The sequence below is a fragment of the Novilysobacter selenitireducens genome (genome assembly GCF_020026895.1).
GTDB lineage: Bacteria > Pseudomonadota > Gammaproteobacteria > Xanthomonadales > Xanthomonadaceae > Lysobacter_C > Lysobacter_C selenitireducens.
In genome coordinates this window covers 345,411-359,207 of record NZ_JAINZW010000004.1, presented here as the reverse complement: position 1 = coordinate 359,207, position 13,797 = coordinate 345,411, and the positions used below count along the sequence as shown (strand labels likewise).

Annotated in this window: 12 protein-coding genes; 6 read left to right on the top strand and 6 right to left on the bottom strand. The window is 67.5% G+C overall.

Annotation, left to right across the window (positions count from 1 at the left end; translation table 11 throughout):
* The first annotated feature begins 2 nt into the window (after nt 1-2).
* Together K6753_RS10840 and K6753_RS10835 are read left to right on the top strand one after the other, a co-directional pair.
* Nucleotides 3-548 (top strand): hypothetical protein, encoded by a 546-nt coding sequence (locus K6753_RS10840; RefSeq protein ID WP_223676450.1) that lies wholly within the window; start codon nt 3-5, stop codon nt 546-548.
* A complete protein-coding gene (locus K6753_RS10835) occupies nt 545-823 on the top strand; it encodes a hypothetical protein (protein ID WP_223676449.1) in 279 nt (92 codons plus the stop codon). Before K6753_RS10840 ends, K6753_RS10835 begins: the two co-directional genes overlap by 4 nt.
* A gap of 128 nt (nt 824-951) precedes the next feature.
* On the opposite strand, the gene K6753_RS10830 is transcribed toward K6753_RS10835, so the two are convergent.
* The 3 genes from K6753_RS10830 to K6753_RS10820 form a co-directional block, all read right to left on the bottom strand.
* A complete protein-coding gene (locus K6753_RS10830) occupies nt 952-2,955 on the bottom strand; it encodes an LTA synthase family protein (protein WP_223676448.1) in 2,004 nt (667 codons plus the stop codon).
* Between the two features lie 124 nt (nt 2,956-3,079).
* The gene (locus K6753_RS10825; RefSeq protein ID WP_223676447.1) at nt 3,080-3,448 is read right to left on the bottom strand and encodes a diacylglycerol kinase; all 369 of its coding nucleotides are present in this window, start codon (nt 3,446-3,448) and stop codon (nt 3,080-3,082) included.
* Entirely contained in the window at nt 3,448-5,163 is a 1,716-nt protein-coding gene (locus tag K6753_RS10820; protein WP_223676446.1) for a phosphoethanolamine transferase, read from the bottom strand. The genes K6753_RS10825 and K6753_RS10820 overlap by 1 nt, the downstream gene beginning before the upstream one ends.
* Nucleotides 5,164-5,469: 306 nt before the next feature.
* Here K6753_RS10820 and K6753_RS10815 point away from each other — a divergent pair, with 306 nt between their 5' ends.
* The 3 genes from K6753_RS10815 (at nt 5,470) to K6753_RS10805 (ending at nt 8,686) form a co-directional block, all read left to right on the top strand.
* Nucleotides 5,470-6,162: a response regulator transcription factor gene (locus K6753_RS10815; protein ID WP_223676445.1), complete on the top strand. Its 693-nt coding sequence runs from the start codon at nt 5,470-5,472 to the stop codon at nt 6,160-6,162.
* A complete protein-coding gene (locus K6753_RS10810) occupies nt 6,162-7,445 on the top strand; it encodes a sensor histidine kinase (RefSeq protein WP_223676444.1) in 1,284 nt (427 codons plus the stop codon). Before K6753_RS10815 ends, K6753_RS10810 begins: the two co-directional genes overlap by 1 nt.
* 119 nt (nt 7,446-7,564) lie before the next feature.
* On the top strand, nt 7,565-8,686 hold the full coding sequence (locus tag K6753_RS10805; RefSeq protein WP_223676443.1) for a GGDEF domain-containing protein: 1,122 nt from the start codon (nt 7,565-7,567) through the stop codon (nt 8,684-8,686).
* 60 nt (nt 8,687-8,746) lie between these two features.
* Here the strand turns inward: K6753_RS10805 and K6753_RS10800 are convergent, their stop codons facing one another.
* The 3 genes from K6753_RS10800 to K6753_RS10790 form a co-directional block, all read right to left on the bottom strand.
* Entirely contained in the window at nt 8,747-11,014 is a 2,268-nt protein-coding gene (locus K6753_RS10800; RefSeq protein ID WP_223676442.1) for a hybrid sensor histidine kinase/response regulator, read from the bottom strand.
* 113 nt (nt 11,015-11,127) lie between these two features.
* Nucleotides 11,128-11,931 (bottom strand): exodeoxyribonuclease III, encoded by an 804-nt coding sequence (gene xth / locus K6753_RS10795; RefSeq protein WP_223676441.1) that lies wholly within the window; start codon nt 11,929-11,931, stop codon nt 11,128-11,130.
* Nucleotides 11,932-12,007: 76 nt separating this feature from the next.
* A complete protein-coding gene (locus K6753_RS10790) occupies nt 12,008-12,190 on the bottom strand; it encodes a CrpP-related protein (RefSeq protein ID WP_223676440.1) in 183 nt (60 codons plus the stop codon).
* Between the two features lie 203 nt (nt 12,191-12,393).
* Here K6753_RS10790 and nirK point away from each other — a divergent pair, with 203 nt between their 5' ends.
* Nucleotides 12,394-13,782, top strand: a complete 1,389-nt coding sequence (gene nirK, locus K6753_RS10785) for a copper-containing nitrite reductase (RefSeq protein ID WP_223676439.1) — start codon at nt 12,394-12,396, stop codon at nt 13,780-13,782.
* Nucleotides 13,783-13,797 lie beyond the last annotated feature (15 nt).

The window sequence follows — 13,797 nt, the reverse complement described above, 5'->3', positions numbered from 1 at the left end:
CCATGACGCACGCGTTCAAGCACATCGCAATCCGCAGCCTGCTGGCCACGGGCCTGGGCCTGGGCCTGGCCGGCACCGCCCACGCCGGCCCCGAAGACTGGGAGACCCCCGAGGCCATCGTCCATGCCCTCTACGACACGATCTCCGGCGACGCGGGCGCGACCCGCGACTGGGACCGCTACCGTGCACTGTTCCTGGATGGCGCCCGCCTCTCCGTCGCCATGGACTCCAGCATCGGCAGCGGCATCATGGCCATGGACAGCGAGGAACTCATCGCCCAGACCGAAAGCGCCTACGCCAGTACGGGCTTCCACGAGATCCCGCTGGTGACGAAGGTCGAGCAGCACGGCTTGCTGGCGTCGGTCATGAGCACGTTCGAGATCCGCCTGCGCCGCACCGACGAGGCACCGCTGATGCGCGGCCTCAACCACTTCCAGCTGCTCAATGACGGTGAGCGCTGGTGGATCGTGTCCAACGTGGGGACGATCGAGACACCCACCGCGCCGTTGCCCCAGGCACTGCTGCCGAACACGGGAGGTGCGAAGTGAGCGCGGCTTCGAATGCCGCAGCCAGCGAGTCGCAGCGCACGCATCGCCGCAAGTGGCTCTGGATCAAGCTGGCCGCCACCGCCGCCCTGCTGTCGTGGGTCGCGCTTGGGGCGGGCATCGTAATGGACGCGGGCACCACGGCGATGTTCGTACTCGCCACGTTGGCCGCGGTCACCACCGAGGGCACGATCTGGCTGGCCGCGCTGCTGCTGGGCGTGAGCGCCTACCAGGCGCGCCGACGGCTGTGGGAAACGATCCGCTCGCGGATGCGTTGAGCGATGGAGCGGCCGCTGCCGGGCGACCGCTTCGCCCCGAAAGCCCTATTGAAGCCGCGCTGCCGGCAACAGCCGCTATCGTGCAGCCAAGCGCCAGCGTTGGCCCACTCTGGCTGATGCCATGCGGGTCAGCTTCGTGGGGGAGTGACGGACGCCGCCACACCAGCAGTCGGGCTGGACTGCGATGCGCGCTGCTTGGGCCCGGGCTGTCGTCCCGGCTCCAGCCGGTACCACTGCTTGTCGTACGCCATGGACCCCCACAGCGCCTGTGCATGGGCCGACCGCACCAGTCCCGGCTCCAGCACACCGGGAATGAGCCGCTTCGAGTCCCGGTCATAGCGGAACTGCCGGGGCGGCTTCTGCGGCTGCAGGACGACCACGTCCTCGCCCTGCATCCAAGCGAAGTTGCCGGCGTACTGCATCAGGGCGCGCCCCGGCCGGCCGGATTCCGGCTTGCTGAGGTCGATGCCGTTCATCGGTGTGGGCTCGCTAATGCCGATCAACGACAACAGCGTCGGACCCAGGTCGATCTGGCTGGCAATCCGCGTGTCTCGGCGCGGCACGATGCCCGCGCCCAGGATCATCGCTGGAATGTGGAACCCGTCTATCGGTACCAGGTCCTGCCCGAAGACGCGCGAGTCATGGTCCGCCACCACCAGGAACACCGTGTCGTTCCAGTAGTCCGATGCCATCGCCTGTCGGAAGAACTGCCCGACAGCGAAGTCCGCATATTTGGCCGCGTTGTTGCGCGTTTGCATGGGCTCTTCGTACAGCTCGATGCGTCCCTCTGGGAACTCGAATGGATCATGGTTGCTGGATGAGAACACGAAGCCGAAGAAGGGCTTGCCGGCCGCATGCAGCCGCGCGAACTCCTCATGTGCACGGTTGAGAAGGTCCTCGTCGCTGACGCCCCAGGAGCCTGCAAATGTCGGATCGGGATAGTCGCGCTGCTCGATCACACGCTGGAAGCCGTTGCCCAGCAGGAAGCCGCGCATGTTGTCGAAGTGGCTCTCGCCGCCGTAGTAGAACGTCGTGTCGTAGCCACGTGCCTTGAGCGTTTGCGCGAGCGTGTAGAAGTTCTGCTGCGACTTGGGTTGTTTCACGACGGCCTGCGCGGGCGTCGGCGAGAAGCCTGCGACAACTGCCTCGATGCCACGCACGCTGCGTGTGCCGGTAGCGTACATGCGGGTGAATGTCCACGCATCCCGGCTCAGGCGATCGATATTGGGCGACAGGGGTAACCCGCCCAGGTGTCCCACGAACTGCGCCCCGAGGCTTTCCTCCAGGACGATGACCACGTTCAAGGGCCGCCCGGTGTGGGTTGGCGAGCGGACGGCAAGCGTGGGGATGGAGGGACTGATAAACGCGTCGTTCGGCAAGCCGCTGGCCTTGCGGACGTTGGCGATGACCTCGGCTTCGGGCAGCGGGCCATACAGGTCCATCGCGCTGTCCTCCTGCTTCAGCCACTGGCGAGCGGCGTGGGCCAGGGAATAGAAGGAGTTGAGCGGCAACTGGTTGACCCTTGGGTCGGCGCTGAAGGCCACCATCGCGGGGTTCAGTGGGCGGTGCCCAAGGGTCGACCGCGCCCCGAGTGCGGCCACCAGCACGACCAGTAGCGCAACCGTCGCGCGTTGCCAGAGTGGCGCGACCGTCACGCGCGGCTGGCGCACCGCGCGGGTGCCCCGCCACGCGAGCGCAAAGATCCCGGCTGCGGCCGCCGGCACCAGCAACAGCTGCAGCGGCCGACCCGTCCAGAGCGTGGAGAAGACCTCGCGTGGATAGATCAGGTATTCGAGGAACAGCCGGTTCGGTCGCAGGCCGTACTCGGCCATAAAGCCAGGCGTCGCCAGCTCCAGGATGGCCATGACTGCAATTGAGGTGGCAAGCCAAAGCGCGCCCACGATGCCTGCGATGCGCTGCGAGGGCGCCAGCAACAGCGCCGCGGCAACGGGCCCGTACAGCAGGCACAACGTCGCCACGTCCACACGCAGCCCCTGCAGCAGTACGGGCGCCCAGCCCCCGGCCTGAGTCACAGCATCGAAATGCCAGAGCGCCAGCCCCAAGCGAGACAGGCCCAGCAACACCAGTCCTGCAAGGAAGAAGCCCAGCACAGGCCTCGCTGCCGCGAACATTCTCAAACCCATACAGCCACCCACGCCGAGAATCGACTTTGCGACCTCATGGTCGACAGCGTCGGGTCGGAAGCCGGTGGGTGTGGTGTCGGAAAGGCGTCGGAACAGCGCTTCGCAGGGGCGGCTAAAGGAGGATGCAGCCCCACACAATCGCGCCGAGCAGCAGGCTCAGGGTGACAGCCGCGGAGCCCAGGTCCTTGGCCAGCCCGCTGAGCGGATGGTATTCGGTGCCGATCCGGTCGATGGCCGCTTCGATGCCGCTGTTGAGCAGCTCGACGATCAGCACCAGCATCAGCGACGCGAGCAACAGCGCCCGCTCCACGCCGCTGGCTTGGACCGCGCAGGCGACCATCGCGAGCGGCGCGAATAGCACGACTTCCAGCCGGAACGCGGCTTCATTTCTCCAGCAGGCTTGCAGCCCCCGCCAGGAATGACCGGTGGCAGCGACGATGCGCGCCACGCCGGCGCGCCGGGGCTTCATCAGCCGCGCCATCAGGCCGCGCCCCGATGTGTAAGCGAAGCATCGGCGCGGCAACCCGACAGCAGGTCGCGCTCGGCAGTGCGCGCTGCGGTCTGTACGTCGAAAAGCCCCAGCACCGTGGAGAAGAGGTCGTCATGACTCGCGGGCAGCCGCGCCCGGTGCTGCAGGCAGGCGATGTCCAGACCCGCGCCTGCCGCGAACCGCGGCGAGAACCACATCACCATGGGGACCCGAAGCTGCTCCTGGGGCGCAATGGCGTACGGCATGCCGTGCAGGTACAGCCCCTGCTCGCCCAGCGACTCGCCGTGGTCGGAGACGTACAGCATCGCGGTGTCGTAGCCATCCACCTCGCGCAGACGCGCGATCGTCTCCGAAAGCACGTGGTCGGTGTAGAGCAGCGCGTTGTCATAGGCGTTGACGATTTCAGCTTGTGAGCACTCCCCCAGCTCGGGCGTTTCGCAGGCGGGAAGAAACCGCCGGAACCCGGACGGATAGCGCTGCGAGTAGTCCGGGCCGTGGTTGCCCAGCATGTGCAGCACGAGCAGCCGGTCGCCGGGCAAGCGGCCAGAGCTGCTGCGTGCGTCGACGGGCAGGTTCTCCAGCAGCGCTTCGTCCAGGCAGCGCGGCCCATTGCAAGCGCCCGTGCGCGAAGTCGTGACCGGTTCGAATCTCAGGCCTTCGCACACGCTCTTGCATCCACTCTGGTTGTCGCGCCACCACACTTCGACCCCGACGCGCTCGAGCACGTGCAGCAGCGACTGGTGCGAAAGGATCTTTCCGCGGTCGTACCCCTCGCGGCCATTGAGCGAGAACATGCACGGCAGCGAGACCTCCGTGTTGCTTCCGCAGGCGTGCATATCGCCGAAGTTGATCACGTCCTGCCGCGCAAGCCCGGGGGTCGTCTGGCGCCGGTAACCATTGAGCCCCCAGTTCTGCGCGCGCACCGTCTCGCCCACCACCAGGACGAGAAGCCGCGGGTTCCGCCTGCCGGCTGCCAGTACCTGGCGTGCATCCGTGGCTACGGGGAGCCGCGGCCCGATGGCCTCTTCGGGGCGCGATACGACGAGGTTACCCAGCCCGTAAAGGACGTTCGCCGGCGTAACCAGATAACGCGCCTCATGCTGGTTGCGCAGCAGCGAGGACAGGTCCTTGAACGACACCGCCGTGCCCAGCATCACCAGTATCCACATGGACAGCAGGAACCCTGCGCGCACCGCAATCGCCTGCCGGAACGGCCGCCGCGTCACGGTCACCCGCGAGAGGACGGCGCACGGAACTCCGGCATACAGCAGGACGTGTATCGCGATGGCGGGGGTCATCAGCTCGCGCGACTCGGCCCAGTCCGTCTGCAGGACGTTCTGCAACATGTCCGCATCCACGTAGACGCCATAGGACTGCATGAAGTACGTCGCGCACGCGGTGGTGAGCAGCAGCACCATCAGCACGGGCTTGGCCCAGCGCCGTGGCAGCACCAGGCCGAGCAGCAGGCCGTGCAGGCCCACCAGCATCGCGAACAGCGAACCGGCCAACCGCAAAGGGTGGCTGCTCTGGATAAGCGCCGCATGCCAGAACGGACTGTTGGACCCCAGGGCGAAGAACAGGCCGGCAAGCAACGCCAACAGCTCCACCGACGCGCGGGGCCGCCACTGCCAGAGCCGGTGCGAAATGCGCCGCACAGTGTCCGCCAGCCCCAGCAGGAACGGCGCGCGCCCTGCAACGCTGCTCATGCGGGGACTCCTGGATCGCGTGCCCCCCGCATTCCCGTCGTGGCCCCCATCGCAATGAATGCAGGGGCCATCACGGCCAGGCTGCCCGTGACAGCCACCAGCAAGTCGTGAACCTTGAACCCATTACGTGCGTCCACCGGGAAACCTGAAGCTCAGGGTCGCGAGGTGGGCGTCGGAAGCGGGTGGGACGGGCGTCGGGGCGGCGTCGGAGGGTCATGAGGTTTCAGTTAACCTGCGCCGACACGCTTCCGACACGCGGTGCGGCACCTTCGCCGGATAGCCGCCCGCCCTACAGACGGGACACCCATGCGCCTGCTGATCGTTGAAGACAACCGCAACCTGGTTGCCAACCTCTTTGCCTATTTCGAGGCCCGGGGCCATGAGCTGGACGCGGCGCCCGACGGCATCACCGGCCTGCACCTGGCGCTGACGCAGCCCTACGACGCGGTGATCCTCGACTGGATGCTGCCGCGCATGGACGGCCCGGAGCTGCTGCGCAAGCTGCGCGAGAACGGTCACACGGACCTGCCGGTCATCATGCTGACGGCCCGGGACGAGCTGCCCGACAAGCTCGCCGGCTTCCGGGCGGGTGCGGACGACTATCTGACCAAGCCATTCGACCTGCCCGAGCTTGAAGTGCGCCTGGAGAACCTGAAGACCCGCCTGCACGGCCGCGCGCGCAGCCGGGTGCTGCACGTCCATGACCTTCGCCTGGACCTGTCGACGCTGGAGGCCGCCCGAGGAGGCACGCCGGTCCATCTGTTCCCCGCCGGAAGGAAGCTGCTGGAGACCCTGATGCGCGCCAGCCCCGCGGTCGTGACCCGTGAGGAACTCGAGCGCGCCCTGTGGGGCGATCAACCGCCGGACGGCGACATGCTGCGTTCCCACATCTACGAGCTGCGCCGCGCCGTCGATGGGCCGTTCCCCGAGAAGTTGATCCACACCCTGCCCCGGGTGGGATACCGGCTTGCCCGTGTCACCTCTTCAGACGCGTCGTGATGGCGCTTCGGAATCAGCGCAGCCTTCGCCATCGGATCGTGCTGTGGCTGTTGCTGATGGCCACCGCGTTGACCGTGGCCATCGTCGCCCAGGGCACCGTGGTCATCGAATACGTGGAACGCGTGGTGTGGAAGTCATGGCTGACGGTGGAGCTTGACCACTTCATCGATCGCAGCCGCGACCTGCCGGGATACCGCTGGGACGATACCCATGGGTTCGTCGTGTACGTCGGGGCGACCGACCCTGACCTTCCGCCGGAGTTGCGTGGCCTGGATGCAGGCCTGCACGACGACATCGACGTCGGCAACAGGAACACGGTCGTGCTGGTACGCGACGACGCCGGGACCCGCTACACGATGGCGATGGACATCGAGGAGTTCGAGCAGGACGAAACCGGCTACGAATGGCTGACGCTGGCTGCTTCCGTGTTGTTGCTGCTGGCCATCGGCGTCGCCGTGGCCCTGGGGGTGGGGCGTCTGTTGTCACCCCTGAGCCGGCTGGCCGAACGGATCGGCGCAATGCGACCCGGACAGGGACTTGAGCGGATCGAGCTCGAGCCGGGCGCCGGATCGGAGCTTGTGGTGATTGCCGACGCGTTCAACGACTACCAGACGCGTAATGCGCAGTTCGTCGAACGCGAACGCACGTTCATCAACACGGCCAGCCACGAACTGCGCACCCCGGTCGCCGTCCTCAACGGCGCGGCTGAGCTGGCCCTTGCGCCGGGCGCCCAGCCCGATGCGATGCGGTTCCAGTTGCAGCGCATACAGCGCACTGCGCGCGACATGGAGCAGCTCATCACCGTGCTGCTGGCCTTGGCCAAGGACCCCGCGCGGCTGGCCCGCTCCGGGGAGCGGGTGTCGCTGGACGCGCTGCTACCGCAGATCGTGGAAGACCACCAGCACCTGACGGTCGGCAAATCGCTACGGCTGGAACTTGCACCGCCGCCCCGCTGCCATATCCAGGCGCCCTCGGGCATCGTCCGCGTCGCGATCGGAAACCTCCTGCGCAACGCCATCGAGAACAGCGACAACGGCCGCATCGACATCCGCCTCCAAGAGGATGCGACCGTCGTCATCGCCGACCCCGGCCAAGGCATGAGCCCCGAACAGATCAGCGCGATCTACACGCGCATGGCGCGCACGACCGCTCCTGGCGGCGATTCGGGCATGGGGCTTGAGCTGATCGGCCGCCTGTGCGAGCACTTCGGCTGGCAACTTGACCTGCGCTCCAATCCCGATCGTGGCACGACGGCGGTCCTGCAGTTCAAGCCGCAGGCCTGACGCGGCGGACCCGGGCGCAACGCGCCAGGCACCGGGGGGCGGAGCTCTCAAGCTCGCTGCGCATCTGACGTTAATCTGGAACAAGGACCTGGGACGCGTCACGCACGGACGATGGCTGCATGCTGAGATCACTCGCCGACGTCGTGCTCACGCGCGACGCGAAGCAGCGCATCCGCCTGGCCCATTCCGGGCTGGCCTCGGCCCTGATGGTCGTGGCCGTCGTCCTGATGCATGTCATGACCTGGCTCGGCGTCAACGACGGCACGGGCTTGTGGGCATGGACGGCGGTGTCGGCCATCGGGCTGGTGTCTATGTTCATCACCATCCGCCTGGGCTGGTCGGCCCGCCTGCGCGACCCGTCGCTGACGGTCCTGCAGCTGATGTATGCCGTGGGCTGCACCGCCGTGGCCTACCGGATCGCCGGTGCCGGCCATGGCACCCCCCTCCTGATGGTCGCGCTGGTCCTGATGTTCGGCACGTTCGGACTCCGGCGTGCCCAGGCCTGGCTGGTGGGCAGCTACACGATCGCCGCGTTTGGAATCGCGATGTACACCGGCGCCGTCGATCGGCCAGACATCTACGACCCGGTCGTCCAGGCGGCGTACTTCGTCAGCCTGATCCTGTTCGTGTGCGGGCTGATGGCGGTCAGCGGCCGGGTGGCGGCGATGCGCCAGCGCCTGCGCGTGCAGAAGAGCGAGCTGGCCGAGGCACTGGACCGCATCAGCCTGCTGGCAACGCGCGACGAACTCACCGGGCTGCTCAACCGCCGCGCAATGACCGAGCTGCTGGAACGCGAGCGGCAGCGATCGCAACGCTCGGCACAGGGCTGGAGCGTCGCGATCATGGACGTGGACCATTTCAAGCAGACCAACGACGTCCATGGACACGCCGCCGGTGACGAGGCACTCCGGAAAGTGGCGCGGGTCTGCGAATCGCTGGTGCGCGATTGCGATGCGGTCTCGCGCTGGGGCGGGGAGGAGTTCGTGCTGCTGTTCCGCGACGTCGACGCGCCGGCGGCGCTGGCCGCTGCCGACCGCGTTCGCGCCAGCGTCGCAGGCGTCGCCCTCACCTCCGGCAACGCCGCATTCAACATCACCGTATCCATCGGGGTGACGGCGTACCGCCGCGGCGACACTGTTGCCCAGACGCTCTCGCGTGCGGACGGGGCGCTGTACCAGGCCAAGCTGGCCGGTCGCAACCGGGTCGAGACCAGCCGCGCCAGCGCCCTGGACTCGGCCTGACCGGCACTCGGGCCGCGCCGCGATGCCTTGGGTTCGCATTGGTCGGGGCGGACCCCGGCGCTACGCGTCCACGGGTTGTCCGCCCCGCTCCAGCGACGCGAGCAGCCTGACCAGTGCGGGGATCGCGACGGGCTTGACCAAGTGGTGGTCGAAACCAGCCGCGATGGCCCGGTCGCGGTCGCTGGCCTGCCCCCATCCCGTCAGTGCGATCAGGGGCACCCGCACGTCGCGCCCACGCAGGGCCTGCGCCACGTCGTAGCCGGTGACCCGCGGCATGCCGATGTCGAGGATGGCGACATCCGGGGCCAAGGATTCGAACTGCTCCAGCGCGTCGGCGCCATCGTCCACCACGTGCACCTGCGCGCCGAACAGTTGGAGCGCATCGGCGAGGCTGCTGCCCGCGTCGCGGTTGTCGTCCGCCACGAGCACCCGCAGCGACAGCCGCAACTCGTCCGGAATGGCAGTCGGCGTCCGCTCGGTCGGATCGACGAACGGCCCCGGTAGCTCGAGGGTGAAAGTACTGCCTCGCCCGGGGCCTTCGCTGTGGGCGTCTAGCGACCCGCCATGCAGCATCGCCAGCCGCCTCGACAGCGCCAGGCCAATACCGAGCCCGCCCTGGTGGGAGGTGCGGACCCGGTCTCCTCGCGTGAACATCTCGAACAGGTGCGGGATCTCGGCGGGCTCCATGCCCATGCCGGTGTCGCTGACCGACACCGTCAACGCGTCGTCGCGCTTGCGGACCGCCAGCCGGATATCGCTGCCGGGCGGCGAGTACTTGGCCGCGTTGTTGAGCAGGTTCGCGAGGATCTGCGTGAGCCGGACGGGATCGGCCAGCAGGTGCACCGGCGCCTCGGGCTGGTCGACGTGGAGCGCGTGGCGGCCCGCCTCCAACACCGGCCGTGCGGCATCCAGCGCGTTGGACACGATCGCGCCCAGGTCGGCGGGTTGCAGCTGCAGGGAAATCTTGCCGCGGGTAATGCGCGAGACCTCCATCAGGTCGTCGACCAGCCGCACCAGGTGGTCGACCTGGCGCTCCATCATCGAATGGATCTCGGCGTGGATCGAATTGCCGTCGGTGGTGCGTCGCAGGATCTCCACCCCGTTCTTGAGGGGCGCCAGCGGGTTGCGCAGTTCGTGCGACAGGGTGGCCAGGAACTCGTCCTTGGCCCGGTCGGCATCGGCCAGGCGCTCGGCATGCTCGCGGATGATCTGCTCGGCCGCCTGGCGGGCGGTGACGTCGCGCGTCGTGCCCGCCACGGCCACCACCTCGCCGTCGGCGTCCAGCACGGGCGCGAAGATGTAGTCGTAGACGCGCCGGCCGTTCGTACCCGTGAACGGGATCTCGCCGCGGATCGGCGCCCGGGTCTCGATGACCTGCGCCAGCTCGCGGTCGTGCATGTCCGCGTGCCACTGCTCGTAGCCCAGGTCCATCCACGTCTTGCCGCGCACGTCCTCGACGCCCCACACCTTCAGCAGCGCCTCGTTCGCGTAGATGGCGCGATGGTCGGTGCCGAAGATGTAGACGAAGTCGGGCGTGTTGTTGAGTGCGGTCTCGTACAGGCGCCGCTGCTGGGCCGATTCCAGCGCCATCCGTTCGCGGTCGTGCTGCGCGAGCTCGCGCGCGGTGACGTCGCGGAAGTAGACCGAGATCCCCTCGGGCGCCGGGTAGGAGGTGACTTCGTACCAGCCCTCCAGGCCCGGGTAGAAGGCAGTGAACTGGCTGGTCACGCGCTCGGCCATGGTGCGGCGGTAGTGCTCGCCGAACTCCGATTCGTCCGAACCCGGGAAGCGCTCCCAGATGACGGCGCCGATCAGCGTGCCCGGCTCCTGCCGCAATATCCGATGGGCCTCGGGGTTGACGTAGCTGAAGCGCCATTGGCGGTCCAGGGTGAACACGCCTTCGGTCATCGCATCCAAGATGGCCATAGAGCCGTGGCGCCGCTCCGTGGCGGCATCCTCGGACTGGTGCAGGATGTATTGCACCTCCCCTGCCTCATCCAGGATCGGCGTATTGGTGGCGGTCCAGTAGATCTCGCGGAAGGCGCCGCTGACGGGGTCGAACACGTCGTAACGCTGTTCATGGCGATGGGGCGCACGCTCCCGGATGACGCGTTCGAACGCGGCCCTCAACGTTGCCTCGCTGCCCGGCGCGTCGGGCGCCTCCGGGAAGAGCTCAAATAGCGGACGCCCCAGCGCATTGTCGGGGTCGGCGGAGAAGTTGCGCAGCTCACGGCTCATCGCCACGACAGGGAAGCCGGGCTCAGCCGCGAGCACCGCGAAATTGCCCGGCAAGCTCTCGAACACCTGGTGCAGGTCGCTGGGTTTCATGGCGTGGCGGACGAAAAGGGCGCCTAGACTACGACAGTGGGTTGCGACTCTTTTTGCAAAGGTCGTTCAGCCGGTTCAGGCATCCGGCCGCGCGCATGCCGAAGCCGGAGGTGCTACCGGCCCGGTGCCTTGACCGTCACCCACGTCGGCGCGTGGTCGCTGGCCTTGTCCTGCAGGCGCACCCAGCGGTCCACGCCGGCCTCCTTCAGCCCCTTGGCCAGCACCGGGTTGAGCAGCAGGTGATCAATGCGCAGGCCGCGGTCGCGCTCCGCGTGCTGCCTGAAGTAGTCCCAGAAGGTATAGATCACATCGTCCTCGCCGACCGTTTCGCGCAACGCGTCGGTCCAGCCCTGCCCCAACAGGTCGACATAGGCCTCCCGAACCTCCGGCTGCATCAGCGCGTCCTTGCGCCAGGCCTTGGGGTCGTACACATCGAGGTCGGTGGGGATGACGTTGAAGTCGCCCAGCAACGCGACAGGGTGCGGCAGGTCGACCAGCGTCCGGGCGTGCCTGGCGAGGCGCTGCATCCACTTGAGCTTGTAGTCGAACTTCGGCCCCGGCTGCGGGTTGCCGTTGGGCAGGTAGATGCTGGCGACGACGATGCCGTGGATAGCCGCCTCTATGTAGCGGCTCTGGGTGTCGTCGGGATCACCGGGCAGCCCGCGCCGGCTTTCGACCGGCATTGAATCGCGCGCCAGCAGCGCCACGCCATTCCAAGAACGCTGGCCGTGCCAGATGGCGCCGTAGCCGGCGGCCTCCAGCTCGGCGGCCGGGAACGCCTCGTCGACCGCCTTCAGCTCCTGCAGCGCGACGATGTCCGGCGCTTCCTTTTCCAGCCATGCAAGCAGGTGCGGCAGGCGCGTGCCGATGCCGTTGATGTTGAAGGTCGCGAGCTTCATCAACGTGCGGCGAGGCATGGCGCCCTCCCTTCAGTGTCCACGCAAGCAGGCTGGGCGGATATCGCCGCTGGATCCGGCAGGCGGCCGAAGCGGATCACGCTGCCGCTTGGCGGAAACCTGCTTCCCACGCTTCGATCGCCGCTTGCCACTCCTGCATGTCCTGACCTGTCACCGCCGGCATGGCTTCCGCTGCCAGCATGGGGTTGTCCACCAGACTGGCGCCACGACGCCGGGCCATGCGCCCCTCTTCCTGCAGCTGTTTCAGTTCGGGTTCCACGAGCGCTCTCCAGATGTGCGACCGGGGCAACAGTGGGGTCCCCGGGCCGCAGCATCTTCTCCAATGGCGGTGGACGCATCGTGATCGTGGCCGCTGCCCGGCTTTCCATCTGGGGCACGGTTGACCTGCGTCAGGGCGCCTGAAGGGTCCGATCCCTAGTTTTGTCGCATCGGATTTTCCTAACCCCAAAGGGGACACCTGCAATGAAACGACTCGCCATCGTCTTGGCGGTAGCGACCGCCCTGGGCTTCGCCCCCCACGCGATCGCGCAGCATTCCGGCCACCCGGCCACGAATGTCGCGCCGGTCGCGGACGTGACTTTCACCCTTCGCACCGAGATCGCCGACGGCGCGCTCGTGTTCGTCGGCGAAGCCGGCGCCATCAAGGGCCAGGTCAACCCCGACCTGCGCGTCCCCGAGGGCAAGGTCGTGCAGATCACGCTGGTAAACGGTGACGGCGCCCTCCACGACATCGCCGTGCCCGAGTTCCAGGCCCAGTCCGACCAGCTGGTGGGCAAGGGCTCGGCCACCACCATCGTGTTCCGCGCCACCAAGTCCGGCACCTTCGAGTACATCTGCACCCTGCCCGGCCACAAGGCCGCGGGCATGGTCGGCAAGCTGGTCGTCGGCGACGTGCAAAAGACGCAGAGCACCGCAGTGGACATCGCAATGGATCCCAGCGACGTGGGCGGCGACTCGGTGGGCGAGCGCGCGCCGCATCACATCACCTACGACCTGCTGACCACCGAGGTGGAAGGCAAGCTCTCCGACGGCAGCAGCTACCGCTACTGGACGTTCGACAACAAGGTGCCCGGTCCGTTCCTGCGAATCCGGGTGGGCGACACCGTCACGGTCAACCTGAAGAACCGGGAAGACAGCGTCAACATCCACTCCATCGACTTCCACTCCGTCACCGGCCCCGGCGGCGGCGCGGCGGTCACCCAGGTCGCCCCGGGGCAGACCAAGAGCTTCACGTTCAAGGCGCTCAACCCCGGTGTCTTCGTCTACCACTGCGCCACGCCGATGGTGGCCCACCACATCTCCAACGGCATGTACGGCCTGATCCTGGTCGAACCCGAAGGCGGCCTGCCGAAGGTCGACAAGGAGTTCTACGTGATGCAGGGCGAGCTCTACACCGCGCAGAAGCACGGCTCCAGCGGCCTGCAGGAGTTCTCGCTGGACAAGCTGCTGGACGAAAAGCCCGAGCACCTGATGTTCAATGGCTCGATGGACGCGTTGACCAAGACCTTCAAGATGGAGGCCGACGTCGGCGACACCGTGCGCATCTTCTTCGGCGTGGGTGGCCCCAACCTCACCTCCAGCTTCCACGTGATCGGCGAGATCTTCGACCGCGTCTACGACCTGGCCTCGTTGACCAGCCCGCCGCTCAAGGACGTGCAGACCACGCTCGTGCCGCCCGGTGGCGCCACGGTGGTGGAGTTCAAGGTCGATTACCCGGGCAAGTACATCCTGGTCGACCACGCACTGTCGCGACTGGAGAAGGGGCTTGCCGGCTTCCTGCACGTCAACGGCGAGGCCGACCCGGCCATCTTCCAGACGGACGAAGCACACGACCCGAACTCGGGCCATTGATGCAGCCGCACCTGG